Source organism: Actinosynnema sp. NPDC037264, assembly GCF_055603705.1.
In genome coordinates, this window is sequence record NZ_JBVJVK010000032.1 from 56,906 (window position 1) to 76,066 (window position 19,161).

At 72.1% G+C, this 19,161-nt stretch carries 21 protein-coding genes; 18 read left to right on the forward strand and 3 right to left on the reverse strand.

Features of this window, described 5'->3' with window-relative positions; genetic code table 11:
* Positions 1–114: 114 nt before the first annotated feature.
* Complete coding sequence (locus tag ACZ7GX_RS28775; protein WP_498781117.1) at positions 115–1,590, reverse strand: carboxypeptidase-like regulatory domain-containing protein; 1,476 nt, start codon at positions 1,588–1,590, stop codon at positions 115–117.
* Between the two features lie 424 nt (positions 1,591–2,014).
* Positions 2,015–2,596, reverse strand: coding sequence for a CBS domain-containing protein (locus ACZ7GX_RS28780; RefSeq protein WP_498781119.1), 582 nt, complete (start codon positions 2,594–2,596; stop codon positions 2,015–2,017).
* 196 nt (positions 2,597–2,792) lie between these two features.
* Here ACZ7GX_RS28780 and ACZ7GX_RS28785 point away from each other — a divergent pair, with 196 nt between their 5' ends.
* The 18 genes from ACZ7GX_RS28785 (at position 2,793) to ACZ7GX_RS28870 (ending at position 18,843) form a co-directional block, all read left to right on the forward strand.
* A complete protein-coding gene (locus ACZ7GX_RS28785) occupies positions 2,793–3,788 on the forward strand; it encodes an Acg family FMN-binding oxidoreductase (protein ID WP_498781120.1) in 996 nt (331 codons plus the stop codon).
* Complete coding sequence (locus tag ACZ7GX_RS28790) at positions 3,785–3,961, forward strand: hypothetical protein (protein ID WP_498781121.1); 177 nt, start codon at positions 3,785–3,787, stop codon at positions 3,959–3,961. Before ACZ7GX_RS28785 ends, ACZ7GX_RS28790 begins: the two co-directional genes overlap by 4 nt.
* On the forward strand, positions 3,958–6,207 hold the full coding sequence (gene hypF, locus ACZ7GX_RS28795; protein ID WP_498781123.1) for a carbamoyltransferase HypF: 2,250 nt from the start codon (positions 3,958–3,960) through the stop codon (positions 6,205–6,207). Before ACZ7GX_RS28790 ends, hypF begins: the two co-directional genes overlap by 4 nt.
* 6 nt (positions 6,208–6,213) lie before the next feature.
* On the forward strand, positions 6,214–6,462 hold the full coding sequence (locus ACZ7GX_RS28800; RefSeq protein WP_498781125.1) for a HypC/HybG/HupF family hydrogenase formation chaperone: 249 nt from the start codon (positions 6,214–6,216) through the stop codon (positions 6,460–6,462).
* Entirely contained in the window at positions 6,459–7,556 is a 1,098-nt protein-coding gene (gene hypD / locus ACZ7GX_RS28805) for a hydrogenase formation protein HypD (RefSeq protein WP_498781126.1), read from the forward strand. Before ACZ7GX_RS28800 ends, hypD begins: the two co-directional genes overlap by 4 nt.
* Positions 7,553–8,584 carry a hydrogenase expression/formation protein HypE gene (gene hypE / locus ACZ7GX_RS28810; protein WP_498781128.1) on the forward strand — a complete coding sequence of 344 codons (1,032 nt, stop codon included), beginning with the start codon at positions 7,553–7,555 and terminating at the stop codon, positions 8,582–8,584. The genes hypD and hypE overlap by 4 nt, the downstream gene beginning before the upstream one ends.
* 97 nt (positions 8,585–8,681) lie before the next feature.
* Positions 8,682–9,683 carry a type I glyceraldehyde-3-phosphate dehydrogenase gene (gene gap, locus ACZ7GX_RS28815; protein WP_498781130.1) on the forward strand — a complete coding sequence of 334 codons (1,002 nt, stop codon included), beginning with the start codon at positions 8,682–8,684 and terminating at the stop codon, positions 9,681–9,683.
* Positions 9,680–10,738, forward strand: a complete 1,059-nt coding sequence (locus tag ACZ7GX_RS28820; RefSeq protein WP_498781132.1) for a 4Fe-4S dicluster domain-containing protein — start codon at positions 9,680–9,682, stop codon at positions 10,736–10,738. Before gap ends, ACZ7GX_RS28820 begins: the two co-directional genes overlap by 4 nt.
* Positions 10,735–11,187: a Crp/Fnr family transcriptional regulator gene (locus ACZ7GX_RS28825; protein ID WP_498781134.1), complete on the forward strand. Its 453-nt coding sequence runs from the start codon at positions 10,735–10,737 to the stop codon at positions 11,185–11,187. Before ACZ7GX_RS28820 ends, ACZ7GX_RS28825 begins: the two co-directional genes overlap by 4 nt.
* Entirely contained in the window at positions 11,184–12,005 is an 822-nt protein-coding gene (locus ACZ7GX_RS28830; RefSeq protein ID WP_498781135.1) for an FAD/NAD(P)-binding protein, read from the forward strand. The genes ACZ7GX_RS28825 and ACZ7GX_RS28830 overlap by 4 nt, the downstream gene beginning before the upstream one ends.
* Complete coding sequence (locus tag ACZ7GX_RS28835) at positions 12,005–12,748, forward strand: NADH-quinone oxidoreductase subunit B family protein (RefSeq protein ID WP_498781136.1); 744 nt, start codon at positions 12,005–12,007, stop codon at positions 12,746–12,748. Before ACZ7GX_RS28830 ends, ACZ7GX_RS28835 begins: the two co-directional genes overlap by 1 nt.
* A complete protein-coding gene (locus tag ACZ7GX_RS28840; RefSeq protein WP_498781138.1) occupies positions 12,745–14,040 on the forward strand; it encodes a Ni/Fe hydrogenase subunit alpha in 1,296 nt (431 codons plus the stop codon). The genes ACZ7GX_RS28835 and ACZ7GX_RS28840 overlap by 4 nt, the downstream gene beginning before the upstream one ends.
* Complete coding sequence (locus ACZ7GX_RS28845; protein WP_498781139.1) at positions 14,037–14,486, forward strand: hydrogenase maturation protease; 450 nt, start codon at positions 14,037–14,039, stop codon at positions 14,484–14,486. The genes ACZ7GX_RS28840 and ACZ7GX_RS28845 overlap by 4 nt, the downstream gene beginning before the upstream one ends.
* 74 nt (positions 14,487–14,560) lie before the next feature.
* On the forward strand, positions 14,561–15,115 hold the full coding sequence (locus tag ACZ7GX_RS28850; protein WP_498781140.1) for a hypothetical protein: 555 nt from the start codon (positions 14,561–14,563) through the stop codon (positions 15,113–15,115).
* A 69-nt stretch (positions 15,116–15,184) separates the two neighbouring features.
* The gene (locus ACZ7GX_RS28855; protein ID WP_498781141.1) at positions 15,185–15,673 is read left to right on the forward strand and encodes a universal stress protein; all 489 of its coding nucleotides are present in this window, start codon (positions 15,185–15,187) and stop codon (positions 15,671–15,673) included.
* Positions 15,621–16,565 carry an ABC transporter ATP-binding protein gene (locus tag ACZ7GX_RS28860; RefSeq protein WP_498781142.1) on the forward strand — a complete coding sequence of 315 codons (945 nt, stop codon included), beginning with the start codon at positions 15,621–15,623 and terminating at the stop codon, positions 16,563–16,565. The genes ACZ7GX_RS28855 and ACZ7GX_RS28860 overlap by 53 nt, the downstream gene beginning before the upstream one ends.
* Positions 16,566–16,570: 5 nt before the next feature.
* Positions 16,571–17,737, forward strand: coding sequence for an ABC transporter permease (locus ACZ7GX_RS28865; protein ID WP_498781144.1), 1,167 nt, complete (start codon positions 16,571–16,573; stop codon positions 17,735–17,737).
* On the forward strand, positions 17,734–18,843 hold the full coding sequence (locus ACZ7GX_RS28870) for an ABC transporter permease (protein ID WP_498781145.1): 1,110 nt from the start codon (positions 17,734–17,736) through the stop codon (positions 18,841–18,843). The genes ACZ7GX_RS28865 and ACZ7GX_RS28870 overlap by 4 nt, the downstream gene beginning before the upstream one ends.
* Here the strand turns inward: ACZ7GX_RS28870 and ACZ7GX_RS28875 are convergent.
* Positions 18,783–19,073 carry a PLD nuclease N-terminal domain-containing protein gene (locus tag ACZ7GX_RS28875; protein WP_498781146.1) on the reverse strand — a complete coding sequence of 97 codons (291 nt, stop codon included), beginning with the start codon at positions 19,071–19,073 and terminating at the stop codon, positions 18,783–18,785. The genes ACZ7GX_RS28870 and ACZ7GX_RS28875 overlap by 61 nt on opposite strands.
* Positions 19,074–19,161 lie beyond the last annotated feature (88 nt).

Genomic DNA, 19,161 nt, shown 5'->3' on the forward strand with positions numbered 1-19,161 from the left:
GTCAGCCGCGTATTTGTTGCGTCGCCTGTCCTTCCTTCTTCCCCCCCCCCCCCCCCCCCCCCCCCCCGTCCCCCCCCCCCCCCCCCCCCCCCCCCCGACTGGTGCACCACCCAGTCAGATCTGCCTGCGACCGGAGCGCACGACCAGGCCGAGCCCGATGAGCAGCGTGAGCAGGCCGCCCAACGCGAGCCAGGTGACGTTCACGCCCGTCGCGGCGAGGTCGGCGGCCGTGGGCTGACGCGCCGGCCCGGCACCCGGCGCGGGTGGTTCACCGGGCGCGGGCGTGACGTCGGGCGGGGGCGTGACATCGGGTTCGGGCCGGTCCGGTCCCGGGGTCACTATCACCGTGCGCCAGGATTCGGCGCTCGCCCGGATGAAGAACGTGCCTCCGAAGATCACCTTCCAGGGCCCGACGACGTCGAACACGTACTCACCCGCCGGGACGTCCCGGAACTCGAAGGTGCCTTGGGCGTTCGTCGTGGCGCGGGCGGCGACCGAACCTGTGTCCCGGTCTTTGAGGTACACCTTCAAGCCGGGCACCGCCGGGCCGGTGTAGGGACCGCCCAACACGCTGGGTCGCGGCACGAAGCGCTCCTGCGCCACCCAGCCGGTGACCCTGGGCGCCACCGCGCCCAGGACCTTGGCGCGCACGGTGGTGCGGATGTTGCCGTTGTAGACGGGCGGCGCGCCGAACACGCACTCCACCGACAGGTAGCCGTAGTCGGCGACCGCGTCACCGATCGGGATCGGCACGTCGATGGTCAGGGTCGCGTTCCCGGGCACGGTGACGCCGGGGCCCGGGTTGTCGAGGTCCCCGAGGTCCACCTGGACGCCGCCGTTGGCCCACGACGACGCCAGCACTGCCGGGATCGACACCGCGCCGCTGTTGGTCAGGGTCAGCGTCATGCGGGCGATGTCGCCCATGCGGTAGGTCTGCCGGTCGAGCGTCGCCGACGCGGTCAGGACCGGTTCGACCCAGAGGGCACCGCGGAACAGCAGGTCCGGGTCGCGCACGCCGTCCACCCGCACCGTCTTCGGCGGGAACGACACCTCACCGGTGCCGAACAGGACGTCGTAGTCGCCGCGGGGCAGGTCGCGGAACGTGAAACGGCCGGCCGAGTCCGTTCTCGTGGTGTACAAGCCGGCCGGCCGCCCGCCTCTGACCTCGACCGGGAGGTCGGTGAGGGCTTCGCCCGCGTTCATGGTCGCGTCGCCGTTGCGGTCGGCGTAGACGGTTCCCGTGAAGGTGCCGCGGACGACGGTGACCGGGGCGCTGATCGTGGCGACGTTGTCGGCCGGGTTCGCGTCCGGTTCGTCGAGCGACCTGATCGTCACGACCATCGACGCCGGGTACTCCGTCGTCGTCACCCGACCGACGTACGTGGCCTGCACGGTCTGCCCGGGTTCGACGCGCACGCCGAAGTACCCGATCTCCTCCCAGTAGCGCTCGCCCGCCACGTTCCCGGTCGAGTCGATGGTCACGCGGCTCGCCGGCGCGGTGCCGACGTTGGTCACCGTGGCCCGTGCGGTGACCGGCTCGTCCGCGACGAACTCCGGTTTGTCGAAGACGACCGCGAGAACCAGGTCCACGAATCCTTGAACGGGTTCCGCAGCCGTGGGGTCGGCGGGTGCGGGTGACGGCGTGCTCGGGGTCGTCGTGGGCGAACCGGTCGGTGTGATCGACTCGGTCGGGACCGTCGTCGAGGTCTCGACCGGTGCGGTGGTGGTCGGCTCCGTTTCGGCCGGCGAGGTCGCGGCGGGTTCGGACGGCACCGAGGTGTCGCCGAGCGCCGGTCCCGTCGACGCTCCCGCGCAGACGACGACCGTCAACAACAGCGCGCCAATGGATCGCCGTAACCGTGACATCGTGGATCTCCCCTCTATCCGTCCTCTCTGTGGATCTCTCCGACCTCAGCGTCGTCCGTCATGCGAGAGCGGTGCAGAGGCGTCGGCACTGGACGGCCCGTCGGCGATCCCGGGCGGCACAGGGCATTCCGCCCTGGCACCCGTGAGGTCAGACGGTCCCGGTCGACACCGGAACCGGACGCAGCTCGATACCCGCCACGCCGGGAACCGTGCGGACGAGGGCGGTCACGACGCGGCGCTCGGCCTCGTCGTCGAACTGGCCGGCCACCACGATCCGGCCGTCGGCCACGTCGACGTCCCAGCGGCGGGTGCGGCTGTAGGCGGTGAGCAGCCGGTCGACGCGGGCGGCGAGGACGTCGTCGTCCGGGGTGAGGACGCGCAGCAGGTCGCCGCGGCTCACCACACCGACCACCACTCCCCTGGCGTCCACCACGGGCAGGCAACGCAGCCGGTGTCCGAGCATCGCGCCGGCCAACTCGGTGGGTGTGGCGGTGAGCGGCGCGCTGGTGACGTTGGTCGCCATCACCTGGTCGACGGTGGCGGCGACGCCCTGTTCGAGGTTGGCGAGCAGCAGGTCGGAGCCGGACACGACGCCGACCAGCAGCCCGCCCGGCCCGACGACGGGGAGCGCGGAGAAGCCGTGGTCGACCAGGACGGCGCTCGCGGCGCGCACGGTGGTGGACGGTTCGACCGTGTAGACGGGCCGGGTCATCACATCTGCGGCGTTCATACCCCGCAACGGTCCGCTCACCCGCCGATCGTCGGCAGGGCGCATCGGCACTTCCGGGCGATGCCTTTGGTCCTCCGGCACCGGCACGGCACGTCGGTCCCTGGTGGATCGGGACCTCCGACCCTGCGAGAGCACCCACCGCCGGTGCCACGGTCGAAAGCGAACCACAGAGACCAACAGCGTGGAGGTGAGTCGGATGGACCGCAGCCGGCCGGACGAGGAAACGATCGCGGCGGCGGTGGCCCTGGCCTGTCGCGCGCCTTCGGTGCACAACACCCAACCGTGGCGTTGGCGAGTGGGCGACCGGAGCGTGCACCTGTACGCGGACCCGTCCCGGCAGCTGCCCGCCACCGACCCGCGCGGCGCGGACCTGCTGCTCAGCTGCGGCGCCGCGCTGCACCACCTGCGCGTCGCCCTGGCCGCGCTCGGCTGGCGCGCGGTCGTCCACCGGCTGCCCAATCCGGCCGATCCCGACCACCTCGCAGCGGTCGAGTTCACCCGACGGGAACCTACCGACGCCGACGTGGCGATGGCCTCGGCCATCCCGCGCCGCCGCACCGACCGCCGACGCTTCTCCTCCTGGGACGTGCCCCGCCCGGTGCTGGACCTGCTGGCCGAACGGGCCATCGAGGAGGACGCCACCGCCCACGAGGTGACCGGCACCCGTGACCGCTTCGACCTCGCCACTGCGATCGGCAGGGCCGCGGCCGTGCAGGACGCCGACCCCACCTACCAGGCCGAGGTCCGCCGTTGGAGCGGCGGCCGCGCGAACGTCGACGGTGTCCCCGCCGCCAACGCGCCTGCCGGCGTTCCGCAGCACGGTGACGTGCAACTGCGTGAATTCCCCGGCGGCGAGCTCCTCGACGAGCGGCTGGACGAGTGGGAGGAAGACGGCGCCTCGTTGCTCGTCCTCGCCACGTCCTCGGACGACCGGCTGTCGCTGCTGCGCGCCGGCGAGGCCATGAGCGCGGTACTGCTGGAGGCGACCGCGGCCGGCCTGGCCACGTGCCCGCTCAGCCAGCCCTTGGAGGTCGCCGAGACCAGGGACCGGGTGCGCGACGAGGTGCTGGACGGCACCTCCTGCCCGCAGATCCTCCTGCGCGTCGGCTGGGCCGCGTTCAACGCCGACCCGCTGCCGCCGACACCCCGTCGCGCGGTCACCGAGCTGATCGACCAGTGGGAGCCGAGATGAGCGGCTGCGGCAGGTCTCTCGGTGGACAGGGCGCGCACGACTTCGCGATCGCGGAGTTCGTCGAGCACCTCGTCCGCCTGTGCATCACGTCGGTCTCGGTCAGCCCCGTCGCCGCCGCCAGGGCCGTGACCGGTGCGGCCGAGCGCCGGCTGGTGCTGGAGCGACGGCGGTGAAGCAGGTCCAGCGCATCGAGGTGCGGGGAACGGTGCAGGGCGTGGGGTTCCGGCCCCACGTGCACCGCCACGCGTCGGCGCTGGGCATCGACGGGGACGTGCGCAACGTCGACGGCCACGTGGTGATCACCGCAGCGGGCGAGCCGGAGGCTCTCGCCGAGTTCCGCAGGCTGGTCGGCGAGCGGCCGCCGCCGGTGTCGCACGTCGAGTCCGTGACGGTGTCGCCGCTGCCGGCCGAGGCGGCGCCACCGCCCGGATTCGTGGTGCGGGACAGCGCGGCCGACGGCGGCCCCGGCCCCCGGTGGCTGCCGCCGGACCTGGCCACCTGCGAGCGCTGCCTCGCGGAGCTGTTCGACCCGGCCGACCGCCGGTACCGCTACCCGTTCACCAACTGCGCCGAATGCGGGCCGCGGGCAACCATTGTGGAAGCGCTGCCCTACGACCGGGTCCGCACGACCATGCGCCGGTTCACGATGTGCCCGGCGTGCTCGGCGGAGTACCACGACCCGGGCGACCGACGGTTCCACGCCGAGCCCATCGCCTGCCCGGACTGCGGTCCGACGCTGTCGTGGGGCGCGTTGTCCGGCGATGACGCGTTGCGGACCGCCGTCGGCGCGCTGGCCGGTGGCGGACTGGTGGCGGTCAAGGGCATCGGCGGCTACCAACTGGCGTGCGACGCGACCGACGATGCGGCCGTGGCCAGGCTGCGTGCCGCGAAACACCGACCCACCAAGGCGCTCGCCGTCATGGTCCCGTCACACGCCGCCGCTCACGCGCTGTCCGTGGTGGAGGAGGACACGGCGTTGACCTCGATCGCCGCGCCGATCGTGCTGCTGCCGCGGCGCACGGATGCGGGACTCGCGCCCTCGGTCGCGCCCGGCCTGACCGAGATCGGCCTGTTCCTGCCCTACAGCCCGCTGCACCACCTGCTGCTGGCAAACCTCGACCGGCCGCTCGTGGTCACCAGCGGCAACCGGTCAGGCGAGCCGATCATCACCCGCGACGACGATGCCCGCACCGTGCTCGGCCCGCTTGTCGACGGCATCCTGTCGCACGACCGGCCGATCCGCTCCCGCTACGACGATTCGGTGGTCCGCGGTACGGCGCTGCTGCGGCGGGCGCGGGGTTACGCGCCCGACCCGCTGCCGCTGCCCGTTCCCGCTGCCGAGCCCGTCCTCGCGGTCGGGGCACAGCTCAAGCACACGACGACGCTCGCGGTCGACGAGCACGCGGTGGTCGGCCCGCACGTCGGCGACCTCTCCGACGTCGAGACCTACGCGGCGTTCGAGGACACCGCGCGGACGTTGTGCCGTTGGCAGGACGTCGAACCTCGGTACTGCTCGCACGACCTGCACCCCGGCTACCTGTCGACCGGGCACGCCGGGCGGTGGCCCGCCGACCGCCGCGTAGCCGTGCAGCACCACCACGCGCACGTCGTGGCCACGGCGGCCGAGCACGGCGTGCGCGGCGAGTTCATCGGTGTGGCCTACGACGGCCTCGGCTTCGGCGACGACGGCACGTTGTGGGGTGGCGAGGTGCTGCTAGCCGACTACCGGTCCTACCGCAGGGTCGGTCGGATCGGCGCCGCACCGCTGCCCGGCGGTGAGGCGGCCGTGCGGCGGCCGGCCCGGATGGCGCTGGGTTACCTGTTCGGCGCGGAGGACTTCGGCGTTCGGCCGATCAGGTCCGCCGCGCTGCTGGACCGGGTTGAGCCGCGGGAGGTCGAGCTGGTGCGTCGGATGATCGTCCAGGGCGTGAACAGCCCGCTCGCCTCCAGCGTCGGCAGGCTCTTCGACGCCGCTGCGGCCCTGCTGGGCGTGTGCGACGTCAACAGCTACGAGGGCGAGGCGGCAGTGCTGCTGGAGGCCGCCGCCTCCGGCCATCCCGACGGCGAGCCGCTGTCGTGGCGACTGCACCGTCGCGACTCGCTGTGGGTCTACGACCCCGTGCCGACATTGCGCGACCTGGTGCTCTCCGAACAGGCGGTCGGAGTGGTCGCGGCCCGGTTCCACACGACGCTCGTGCACGCCACCCGCGCGCTGGTCGAGCAGACCGCCGACGCCACCGGCGTGCACACCGTGTGCCTCGGCGGCGGTGTGTTCCAGAACAGCCGGTTGACCACCGCCTTGGTGCGCGAGCTCGCGGACGCCGGGTTCGAGGTGCACGTCGGTGAGCGCGTGCCGGTCAACGACGGCGGTATCAGCTACGGACAGGCCGTGGTCGCCGCGGCCCGACTGAGGGGGTGAAGGACGATGTGCCTCGGCATTCCCGGCCGGATCGTCGCGATCGACGACACCGGCCTGCGCAGTGGCACCGTCGACTTCGACGGGCTGCGCCGACCCGTGTGCCTGGTCTACACGCCGGACGCGACCATCGGCGACTACGTGATCGTGCACGTCGGCTTCGCCATCAGCCTGGTGGACGAGGTCGAGGCCGCCAAGACCCTCGCCGTGCTGCGGGCCATGCCCGACGCCCTGGCCACCGAACTGGGGCCGTCGTGAAGCACCTGGACGAGTACCGCGACCCCGTACTGGCCCGCCGGCTGCTGGCCGAACTGCACGCCACCGCCCACCACCCGTGGACCGTCATGGAGGTGTGCGGCGGCCAGACGCACACGATCGTGCGGCAGGGCATCGACGAGCTGCTGCCCATAGGCGTCCGGATGATCCACGGCCCCGGCTGCCCGGTGTGCGTCACGCCGCTGGAGGTGGTGGACAAGGCCATCGCCATCGCGGGCGGACCGGACGTGATCTTCACCAGCTACGGCGACATGCTCCGGGTGCCGGGCACGACCGGCGACCTGCTGGGCCTGAAAGCGAGGGGCGCGGACGTGCGGGTGGTCTACACGCCGCTGGACGCGGTGCGGATCGCGCAGGAGAACCCGGACCGGCAGGTGGTGTTCTTCGCCGTCGGCTTCGAGACCACCGCGCCCGCCAACGCGATGGCCGTGCTGCACGCCGCCGATTCGGGCGTGGCCAACTTCAGCGCACTGGTCAGCCACGTCCTCGTGCCGCCCGCGATCACCGCGCTGCTCGACGCGCCCGACAACCAGGTGCAGGCGTTCCTGGCCGCGGGCCACGTCTGCGCGGTGATGGGGTGGACGGAGTACGAGCCCATCGCCGAGCGCTACCGGGTGCCGATCGTGGTGACCGGTTTCGAACCGCTGGACCTGCTGGAGGGCATCCTGATGGCCGTCCGGCAGCTGGAGGACGGCCGCGCCGAGGTGGAGAACCAGTACGCGAGGGCGGTGCGGCGGTCCGGCAACACCTCCGCCCAGGAGGTGATCGGGCGCGTCTTCCGGGTCACCGACCGGACGTGGCGCGGTGTCGGCCCCATCCCGGCCAGCGGCCTGGCGTTGACCGAGGAGTTCACCGCGTTCGACGCCGAGCGCCGCTTCGCCACCGACGCGATCACCGCCCGTGAGGCACCGGACTGCATCGCGGGCGACATCCTGCGCGGCACCAAGCTGCCCACCGACTGCCGAGCCTACGGGCGCACCTGCACACCCCGCACGCCGCTGGGCGCACCGATGGTGTCCAGCGAGGGAACCTGCGCCGCGTTCCACAACGCCGGGCGCGGATCGGAGTCGAGATGACCAGTTGCCCTCTGCCCGTGGTGGAGACCGAACGCGTCCTGCTGGGTCATGGCTCCGGCGGGCAGCTCATGGCCGAGCTGCTCGCCGACGTCATCACCCCCGAACTCGGCGGTGACGGGCCGCTGGAGGACGCCGCCGTGATCGGGGTGGCCGGCGCGGACCTCGTGTTCAGCACCGACGGCTTCGTCGTGACGCCGAGGTTCTTCCCCGGCGGCGACATCGGCTCGCTGGCCGTGCACGGGACCGTGAACGACCTGGCGATGCGCGGCGCCCGCCCGATCGCCCTCAGCCTGGCCTACGTGGTCGAAGAAGGACTGCCGGTGGAAGAGCTGCGGCAGATCACCCGGTCCGCGGCCAATGCCTCCCAGGCGGTCGGCGTGCCGATCGTCACCGGCGACACCAAGGTGGTCGGTCGCGGCGCGGCGGACGGCATCTACGTCACCACCACGGGTGTCGGCGTGCGGCTGCGCGACGCGTGGCCGTCGGCTGCGGGCGGCGCGGAGGGTGACGTGGTGCTGCTGTCCGGACCGATCGGGCTGCACGGCACGGCGATCCTCAGCGCGCGAGAGGGCCTCGGGTTCGAGGCGGAGATCGCCTCGGACAGCCGTCCCCTGCACCGGCTGGTGGCCGCCATGATCGAGGCCGGCGGCCGTGACGTGCACGCGTTGCGCGACCCCACCCGCGGAGGCCTGGCCAGCGCGCTGAACGAGCTGGCACAGGCGTCCGGGGTCGCCATGGAGATCGTGGAGGCCGATGTTCCGGTGCCGCGTGCAGTCGCCTCGGCGTGCGAGCTGCTCGGCCTGGACCCGATGCACGTGGCCAACGAGGGCTGCCTGGTGGCACTCGTGGCCCCGGCGTCCGCACCGGTTGTGCTGGCGGCCATGCGCGCCCTGCCTGAGGGCGCCGGGACGGCCGTGATCGGCCGGGTGACCGGCGGGCGCGCGGGCCGCGTGACCGCGCGGACCCTGGTGGGCTCGTCGCGGATCGTGGATGTCCTCGTCGGCGAACAGCTGCCCAGGATCTGCTGACCCCACCAGGGACCCATGGACCGGCAGACCGGGCCCTTCGCCACTCCCCCGGTCGACCGGTCCCGACGAGCATCGAAGTACCACCGAGGAGGACGAGATGACGGTTCGCATTGGCATCAACGGGTTCGGACGGATCGGACGGGACGTGATGCGGGCGGTGTTCGACCGCGGCGACACGGGCATCGAGATCGTCGCGGTGAACGACCTCACCACACCGGAAGCGCTAGCGCACCTGCTGGCGTTCGACTCCACCTACGGGCCGTGGGCACACGCGGTGAGCGCCGGGGCGGACGCGCTGGCGGTCGACGGACACCGGGTGCGCGTCACCTCGGAGGCCGACCCGGTCGCCCTCGACTGGGACGTCGACGTCGTGATCGAGGCGACCGGCCGGTTCCGCACCCGCGAGACGGCCGGCACGCACCTCGCGCACGGTGTCCGCAAGGTGCTGATCACCGCGCCGGGCAGGGACGTCGACGCCACCATCGTGATGGGCGTCAACGAGGACACCTACGACCCGCAGCGGCACCACGTGGTGTCAAACGCGTCGTGCACGACGAACTGCGTCGCGCCGATGGCGATGGTGCTGCACGAGGCGTTCGGCATCCGCGAGGGCCTGATGACCACGATCCACAGCTACACCAACGACCAGTCGCTGCTGGACGGTCCGCACAAGGACTTCCGCCGGGCGCGGTCGGCGGCGGTCAACATGATCCCCACCTCCACGGGCGCGGCCAGGGCGGTCGGCCTCGTCATCCCGGAGCTGGCGGGCAGGCTCGACGGTCTCGCGGTGCGCGTGCCGGTGGAGGACGGCTCGCTCACCGACCTCACCGTGCTGCTGGACAAGCCTGCCACGGTCGAGGAGGTCAACCGGGCATTCGCCGAAGCCGCCGACGGCAGGCTCAAGGGCATCCTGCGCTACACCACCGCGCCGGTCGTGTCCCGCGACATCATCGGCGATCAGGCGTCGTGCGTGTTCGACGCCGGCCTGACCAAGGCAACCGGCTCCATCGTGAAGGTGTTCGGCTGGTACGACAACGAGTGGGGCTATGCCAACCGCACCATCGACCTGGTCCGCCACATCGCCGGGACGCTGCCGTGAGTGCCGTGCTCGACCTGGCAGGTCTCGACGCGCTGATCGCGGAACTGCGCTTCCAGGGTTACACGGTCGTCGGACCGGTCCTGCGCGACGACGCCATCACGTTGGCGGAACTGGACACCGCCGACGACCTGCCCGCCGGGTGGGGCGTGGAGACCGGGCCAGGTCACTACCGGGTCCGGCGGCGGGACGACGACGCGGTGTTCGGGCACTCCGCCGGGCCGCAGTCGTGGAAGACCTTCCTGCACCCGTCGCAACGAACCCTGCTGACGGCCGACGACGACGGCTTCCACTCCGTGGCCGACACGCGACCCCGCTACGCGTTCCTCGGTGTGCGCCCGTGTGACCTCGCCGCGATCGGCAAGCTGTGCCAGGTCCTCGGCGAACGGGCTCCGTTCGTGGTCGCCGCCCAGTGCACCGAACCGGGTGAGCTGTGCTTCTGCGCGTCCATGGGATGCGGCCCGGACGCCCGGGACGGCTACGACATCGCGCTCACCGAGCGGATCGACTCCCACGGGCACCGATTCCTCGCCACGGCGGCCACCTCGGCCGGGAAGTACGTGCTCGACTGGCTGCGCGCCGACCCGGCGAGCGCGGCGGACGAAGGGCTCGCGCGGTCGGACGTCGACGCCGCGCGCCTGCGCATGGGCCGCGCCATGCCGGAACCGGACCTGCGCGACCTCTTGGCCGCCAACCGGGACTCCGCGCACTGGGAACGCGTGGCCGAGCGGTGCCTGACGTGCGGCAACTGCACCATGGTCTGCCCGACCTGCTTCTGCGTCACGGTCGAGGACGTCACCGACCTCTCCGACGGCCACGCCGAGCGGCGGCAACGGTGGGCCTCGTGCTTCGAGACCGACTTCTCGTACCTGCACGGCGGCCCGGTACGCGAGTCCGGCGCGGCCCGCTACCGGCAGTGGATGAGCCACAAGCTGAGCACGTGGTTCGACCAGTTCGGCACGTCCGGCTGCGTGGGCTGCGGCAGGTGCATCGCCTGGTGCCCGGCGGGAATCGACATCACCGAAGAAGCCGCGGCCCTGGCGCGGGGGGCGTCATGATCCCGGACTTGGACACGGTGCCGCTGCTCGGCGCGCTCACCCCCACCCAGCGGGCGGTGCTCGCCGGCACTGGTGAACTGGAAACCCACCGACCGGGGACGCGGCTGTTCGAGGAGGGGCAGCCCGCCGACCGCGCCCGGGTGGTGCTCTGCGGCTGCGTGATGGTGGACATCCCGGTGCCCGGCCGGGGATCCGTGGCGGTGCAGAGCATCGGGCCGGGCGAACTGCTGGGCCTGTCCTGGTTCGTGCCGCCCTACCGGTGGCACTTCGGGGCGACGGTCGTCTCCCCGACCCGCGCCATCGCGTGGGACGCCGCCCGGTTGCGGGAGCTGGCCGAGGAAGACCCTGCACTGGGTTACCGGCTGTCCCTCGCGCTCGCCGAAGCCATGCTCAACCGGCTGCAGTCCACCCGCTTGCGGCTGCTCGACCTGTATCGGAACCCGCGGTGATCCCGCCGGCGGCCTGGCTGCCGACCCGGTACCGGGTGGAGCGGCGGACCAGGGAGACCGCGGACTCGGCGACGTTGACGCTGCGCCCGGCGGACGAGCCGCTGGCCCCGTTCCGACCAGGCCAGTTCGCGATGCTCTACGCGCACGGCGTGGGCGAGGTGCCCATCTCGGTCAGCGGCATCCCCGAGACCGGCGACCTGGTGCACACGATCCGCTCGGTCGGCGCGGTCAGCCGGGCGTTGCACGACTCGACGCCGGGCACCGTGCTGGGTGTGCGGGGTCCGTTCGGCACGGCGTGGCGGCTCGACGGCGTGGACGACCTGCTGATTGTCGCCGGTGGCATCGGATTGGCCCCGCTGCGGCCCGCGGTGCGCCATGCCCTGACCCACCGGCACCGCTACCGCCGGGTGGTGCTCGTCGCGGGCGCCCGCACACCCACCGACTTCCTCTACCGCGACGAACTGCGCCGGTGGGACGACGATTCCGGCGTCGAAGTCCTGCTGACCGTCGACCAGCCCGGCGACGGGTGGACCGGCCGCATCGGGTTCGTGACCGAACCACTCGCCGCCATGCCGCTCGACCCCGGACGCACCATCGCCCTGCTGTGCGGACCGGAACCCATGATGCGCGCCTGCGCCGGTGTCCTGATCGGACGCGGCGTGCCCGACCACCGCGTCCAGGTCTCGTTGGAGCGCAACATGCAGTGCGGCACCGGCCGGTGCGGGCACTGCCAGCTCGGGCCGCTGCTGCTGTGCCGCGACGGACCGGTCGTGGACTACCCGGTGGCCGCCGGCCTGCTGTCCGTGAAGGAGCTGTGATGGCCAAGCCGACCCTCGCCGTCTGGAAGCTCACCTCCTGCGACGGCTGCCAGCTCACCCTGCTGGACTGCGAGGACGAACTGCTCGTCCTCACCGACCGCGTCGAGATCGCGCACTTCCTCGAAGTGACACCGGAAACCCGACCTGGCCCCTACGACATCTCCATCGTGGAAGGATCGGTCACCACACCGGAGGAAGAGCGGCGGATCAGGTGGATCCGCGAGCAGTCACGAGTGCTGGTCGTGGTCGGCGCGTGCGCCACCGGCGGCGGCATCCAGGCGCTGCGCAACTTCGGCGACGTCGCCGAGTTCCGGTCCGTCGTCTACGCCTCCCCGGAGCTGATCGACTCGCTGACGACGTCGACCCCCGTGTCCGCGCACGTCGAAGTGGACTACGAACTGCGCGGGTGCCCCATCGACCGGGGACAGCTGCTGGAGGTGCTGTCGGCGTTCCTCGCGGGCCGGGAGCCGGACCTGCCCGACACCAGCGTGTGCGCCGAGTGCAAGCGTCGCGGGTTGACCTGCGTGATGGTGGCCGACGGCGTGCCGTGCCTCGGGCCTGTCACGCACGCCGGGTGCGGCGCGCTGTGCCCGGCCGTGGGTCGCGGCTGCTACGGCTGCTTCGGCCCGATGACGCGCCCGAACGTGCCCGCCCTAATCCCGCTGCTGCGTCGCAGCGGTATGACCGATGACGAGGTGGGTCGGGTGTTCCGCACCTTCAACTCCGGGAGGGAGTGGGCATGACGCATCGCGCCAACCGCACGCTGCGGGTCGCGGGCCTGGCCAGGGTGGAGGGCGAGGGCGCGCTGCACGTGCGCACGAAGGACGGTCGCGTCGAGGGCGTGGCGTTGAACATCTACGAGCCGCCGCGGTTCTTCGAAGCCTTCCTGCGCGGCCGCGACTACCTCGAACCGCCGGACATCACCGCGCGGATCTGCGGCATCTGCCCGGTCGCCTACCAGATCAGCGCGTGCCGGGCCATCGAGAACGCGTGCGGTGTCGTGGTCGACGGGCAGGTCCTGGCACTGCGTCGACTGCTGTACTGCGGCGAGTGGATCTCCAGCCACGCCCTGCACATCTACCTGCTGCACGCGCCGGACTTCCTCGGCTTCCCGGACGGCATCGCGATGGCCGCCGAACACCGGACCCTGGTGGAACGCGGCCTGGCTCTCAAACAGGCGGGCAACACCATCATGGACCTGGTAGGCGGTCGGGCGATCCACCCGGTCAACGTCCGCGTCGGTGGCTTCTACCGCGCGCCGACCGCCGCCGAGCTGCGCCCACTGGCGGTGCGGCTGCGCCGCACGCTGGACGACGCGCTCGCCACGGTGCAGTGGGTGGCGGGCTTCGAGTTCCCAGACCTCGACGTGCCGCACGACCTGATGGCGTTGCGGGACACCGACGGCTATCCGATCGACCGAGGAGAACCGCGCGTCACCACCGGCCTGTCCTTCACCGCGGCCGAGTTCGGCGAGCACGTGGTCGAGCACCAGGTGCCGCACTCGACCGCGTTGCACGCCCGGCTGGACGGCCGGATGTACCTGGTGGGTCCGCTGGCCAGGTACACGCTCAACTCCGACCGGCTGTCCACCGTCGCAGCGCAGGCGGCCACGGCCGGCGGTCTGGGCGCCGAGTGCCGCAACCCGTTCCGCAGCATCGTGGTGCGGGCGGTGGAGGTGGTCTACGCGGTCGAGGAGGCCCTCAGGATCATCGCGGAGTACCAACGCCCCGCGCTGCCGTTCCTGGACGTGCCCTCGATGGTGGGCGTGGGGCACGGCATCACCGAGGCGCCACGGGGCTTGCTGTACCACCGCTACGAAATCGGTCCGGGCGGGCTCGTGGTCACGGCGGACATCGTCCCCCCGACCTCGCAGAACCAGTCCGCGATCGAGGACGACGTGACCCGGCTGATGACGTCCTACCTGCACCTGGACGACCACTCGCTGGTGTCGCTGTGCGAGCGGGCCATCCGCAACTACGACCCGTGCATCTCGTGTTCGGCACATTTCCTCGACTTCACCGTGGACCGCGGATGAGCACGGCCGTCGTGGTGGGCGTGGGCAACGAGTTCCGCCGCGACGACGGGGTCGGTCCGGCTGTCGCCCGCGCGGTGAGCGCCCTCGGCGTGCGCGCCGAGATCACCGATGGCGACCCGGTGCGGCTGATGGAGGCGTGGGCGGACGCCGACCTCGTCGTGGTCGTGGACGCGGTCCGGTGCACGCCCGCACGACCGGGGCGGGTGCACCGCATGTCGTTCCTCGACGCCGGTGGCAGCGCGACCAGCTCGCACGGCTTCGGCGTTCCGGAAGCGGTCGAGCTGGCGCAGGCGCTGGACCGGTTGCCGCGGCGGTTGGTCGTGCTGGCCGTGGAGGTGTCGGACGTGGCTTTCGGCCCCGGCCTCAGCCCACCGGTCGCCGCGGCCGTCCCCGAGCTGGTGCGCGAGGTCATGCGGGAAGTCGCGACAGACGTCCCGGGCCGTTGAGGACTTTCGACGGCGTCGCCCGTGAGCCGCGCCCAGCAGGCTGGGGACGAGGCACGAGACGAGGAGACGTAGCCATGACCGCCATTGCCGACACCAAGGCCGCGCCCCGCGCCGACACCGGTGCGATCGCGCTCGCGGTCCTGCGGATCACGACCGGGTTCGTGTTCCTGTGGGCGTTCTTCGACAAGTTCTTCGGGCTGGGTTACGCCACCAAGCCGGCCGGCGCGTACCTCTACGGCGGGTCGCCGACCAAGGGCTTCCTCAGCCGGGTCGAGGTCGGCCCGTTCGAGTCCACCTTCCACGCCTGGGCCGGCGACTCGTGGGCAGACTGGCTGTTCATGCTGGGTCTGCTCGGCATCGGCGTCGCGGTCATCGCCGGGATCGGCCTGCGCTTCGCCGCGGTCGCCGGAACCCTGATGATGCTGCTCATGTGGGCCGCCGAATGGCCACTGGCCCAGTTCACCTCAGCCGGCGAACCCAGCATGTCCACCAACCCCATCGTCGACTACCACATCGTCTACGCCGTCGCCCTGGTCACCGTCGCGTTCACCAACGCGGGTGACACCTGGGGCTTCGGCCGCCAATGGGCGCGCCTGCCCCAGGTCCGTGACAAGGCCTGGCTGCGGTGACGCCCCGGAGCAGGCGGACCTCCCCTCCCCCGGTCCGCCTGCTCCCTCGTTCAGAGAGGAAGTCCTGCTGTGGACGGTTTCAAGCGAATCGTGGTCGGTGTCGACGGATCAGCGGCGAGCAAGGCGGCACTGGCCTGGGCGGTGCGGCACGCCGAGGAGCACGGCGCACGGGTGACGGCGGTCTCGGTGTGCCAAGTGCACCCCGTGCCCACGAACGCGTCACCGCCACTCGGGACCGGACCGGACGCGTTCCGCGGCCTGCACGAGCGGTTCCTGCGCGATGCGGTGGCGGAAGTCGGACCGGAGGCCGAGGGCGTCGAGCGGCTCGTGCCGACCGGCGGTCCCGGACACGTGCTGGTGGAACTTTCGAAGGACGCCGACGTCCTGGTCTTGGGCGGCCACGGCTACCGCAGGGCGGGACTGGAGGTCGTCGGCTCGGTGACCGCGCACTGCCTGCGGCACGGCCACTGCCCCGTCGTGATCGTCCCGGTGGGAGGTAAGGACGATGACAACGCGGACGGTGCTCACCTGTCGCGGCCTGCGCAAGAGTTTCGGTGACCTGGTCGCGGTCGACGGCTTGAGCTTCGAACTGGCCGCCGGTGAGACCTACGGGCTGCTCGGCCCGAACGGGGCGGGCAAGACGACCGCCATCTCGATGGCCGTCGGGATCCTCGAACGCGATGCGGGCGAGGTCATGGTGGATGGCAGGCGGTTGTCCACCAAGACCACCGACGCAAAGCGCCTCATCGGTTACGTGCCGCAGGAACTCGCGCTCTACCCGGACCTCACCGGTCGGGAGAACCTGCGCTTCTTCGCCCGCCTGTACGGCATGTCCGGCCGGGCCGCGACCAGGCGCGTGGACCACGTGCTCGACGTCGTGGGTCTGGCGGACCGGGCGGGTGACCTCGCCAAGGAGTACTCGGGCGGGATGAAGCGGCGGCTCAACGTCGGCATCGGCTTGCTGCACGAGCCGCTGCTGCTGGTGCTGGACGAGCCCACGGCGGGCGTGGACCCGCAGAGCCGCAACCAGATCATGGACAACGTCCACGCGCTCGCGGCCACCGGCATGGCGATCCTCTACACCACCCACTACATGGAAGAGGCCGAACGGCTGTGCGACCGGGTAGGCGTCATCGACTCGGGTCGGCTGATCGCCGAGGGCACCCGGCGCGAGCTGGTGGACCGACTCGGCGAGCACGATCGGATCTCGCTGGTGTTGCAGGGCGACACCGAGCAGGCGCTGCGCGCGGTCGGCTCGCTGCCCGTCGTGCTCGCGGCCGCCGCGCACGGCCACGAGATCGACCTGGTGGTCGACGACGCGAGCGCGTGCCTGCCCGACGTGCTCGCCTCCGTGCGCGTCGACGGGGTCGTGGTGCGGTCGGTCGAGGTTGCCGAACCGAACCTGGAGGCCGTGTTCCTGCACCTGACCGGCCGAGCGTTGAGGGAGTGAGCCGGATGCGCCACGCTGTGCTCATCGCCGCGAAGGACCTGCGCGAACGCGCCCGGGACAAGTCCGTGTTCCTCTTCGGGCTGCTGCTCCCGCTCGGCTTGGTCCTCGTGCTCAACCTGGTGTTGGGCGATCTGTCCGGCTCGTCGCCCTTCCGGTACGTCGTCGTGGACGACGACCACGGACCCGTGGCGGTCGCGTTCGTGGAGCACGTGCTGCCCGCTGCCGAGGAGAGCGGGGCGGTCGAGGTCCGCACCGCGGCCACGACCGACGAGGCGCGACGGCTCGTCGCGGACGGCGAGGTCTCGGCGGCGTTCCTGCTGCCCGCCGACCTGTCGACTGACGTGCTGTCCGGTACGGCCGCCGCCATCGAGGTGGTGGGCGACGTGAACGCCCCGCTCGGCACGGAAGTCGCCAGGTCGATCGCCGCGTCGTTCACCGACGGGTTGCACTCGACGCGTGTCGCGGTGGCCGCCGCCGTCCGGGCGGGATCGGCGCTCGACCCGGCCGAACTGGCCCGACTGGCCGCCGCGGAACCCGACCCCCGGCCGGTGGTGGACGACCCGACCGAGCGCCGCGAGCTCGACACCACCACGTACTACGCGGCGGGCATGGTGGTGTTCTTCCTGTTCTTCACGGTGCAGTTCGGGATCACCAGCCTGCTGGACGAGCGCCACGACGGCACGCTGGCGAGGCTGCTCGCCGCGCCTCTGAGGCCCTCGTCGATCCTGGTGGGCAAGCTGCTGACCAGCGTCGCCGTCGGGTGGGTGAGCACGGCCCTGCTCGTGGTGGGCACGACCCTGCTCGTCGGCGCCCGCTGGGGCAACCCGCTCGGGGTCGCGCTGCTGGTCGCCGTGTGCGTGCCGGCGGCCACCGGAACGGTCGCCGTGGTGTCCGTGCTCGCGCGCACGGCCGCGCAGGCCAGTGGGTGGCAGGCGGTCGTGGCGGTCACGCTCGGCTCGCTGGGCGGCACCTTCTTCCCCGTCGCGCAGGTCGGCGGGGCGTTGGCGGCAGCGGCGGGCTTCTCGCCGCACCAGTGGTTCCTGCGCGGCTTGGCCGACCTGTCCGCCGGTGAGGTGAGCGCGGTGCTGCCGTCGGTCGCCGCGCTGGGCGGGTTCGCAGTCCTCACGATCGGCGCGGCGTTGCTGATGACGAAGAAGGCGGTGGCGCTGTGAAGGCGCTCGCGATCGCCGGGGTGAACCTGCGTCGGATGTTCCGCGACCGCGTCGGCCTGTTCTTCCTGTTCGTGCTCCCGTTCCTGCTCGTGCTCGTGCTGGGCGCGGCCTTCGGCGGCGGGGTGACGCCCAAGCTCGGCGTGGTGGGCGGTGACGCGCACCTGCTCGACGCCCTGCGCGCCGACCGGGCGCTCCAGGTGGAGACCTCGGCCGACGACGCCGCGTTGCGGACCGCGGTCGAACGCGGGGAGGTCAGCGCGGGTCTGGTCGTCACACCGACCGAGGTGCGGTTGCTGACCAGGCCCGACCAGGGTGGGCAGCAGATGCGGCTGGCCGTGGACGACGTGCTGTCCCGCGAGTCCGCGCGGCTCGCCGCGGCCCGGTTCACCTCGACGCAGACCGGCGTGGACCAGTCGGCGGCGTTGGCTGTCGTGGACTCGGTGGTGGACGCGGTGCCGCCGGTGTCGGTCGAGGTCACGACCAGCGGCCGATCGGCGTTCCCCGAGAGCGCCGGGCGCTTCGACACCAGCGCGTCCACGCAACTGCTGCTGTTCGTGTTCCTCACCGCGCTCACCGGCTCGGCGGCGTTGGTGGAGACCCGACGGCTCGGTGTGTCGCGACGGATGCTGGCCACACCGACGACCTCGACGGCCATCGTCCTCGGTGAAGGACTCGGCCGCGTCGCGGTGGCGCTGGTGCAGGGCGTCGTGATCGTCGCCGGGACTTCGCTGCTCTTCGGCGTCCGCTGGGGTGATCCGATCGCCGCCGGGGTGCTGCTGCTGGTGTTCGCGCTCGTCGCGGGCGGTGCGGGGATGGTGCTGGGAGCGGTCTTCCGCACCGAGCAGCAGGTCGGCGCGGCGGCGCTGATGTTGGGCATCGGGTTCGCCGCCCTGGGAGGGTCGATGGTGCCGCTGGAGCTGTTCGGCGACACCGTCCGGACCATCGCGCTCGTCACGCCCCACGCGTGGGCGAACAACGCGTTCGCCGAACTGGCCCGGCACGGCGGTCTGGTGGACGTGCTGCCCGAGATCGGCGTGCTGGCCGGCTACGCGGTCGTGCTGTTCGCGTTCGGCGCGTGGCGCCTGCACCGGTCGCTGTCCCGGTGAGGTCGGGGGGCGTGCCCCTTGCGGCCCCAGCGGAAGTAGGTCAGTGGGCCGACGATGTTCACCGCGATCGCCAGGGCCCACCAGCGCTTGCGGCCGTTGACGGCCTCGGCGGGCCGCCGCGCGAGGTCCGCCCACGCCGCGCCCGCGAGCGCGACCTCGACCGCGCTCAGCGCCAGGATGCCGCGCCGCTGCGCGGAGGTCATCTCCAACCAGGTCTTGTGCCTCTTCATACCGGCCAGCGTCCTCCCGGTGGCGTGCGAGACCACAGGGTCCTTGTACTCCGATCGCTGGACCTAGTGCCCCGCTCGTCGAGGGCCT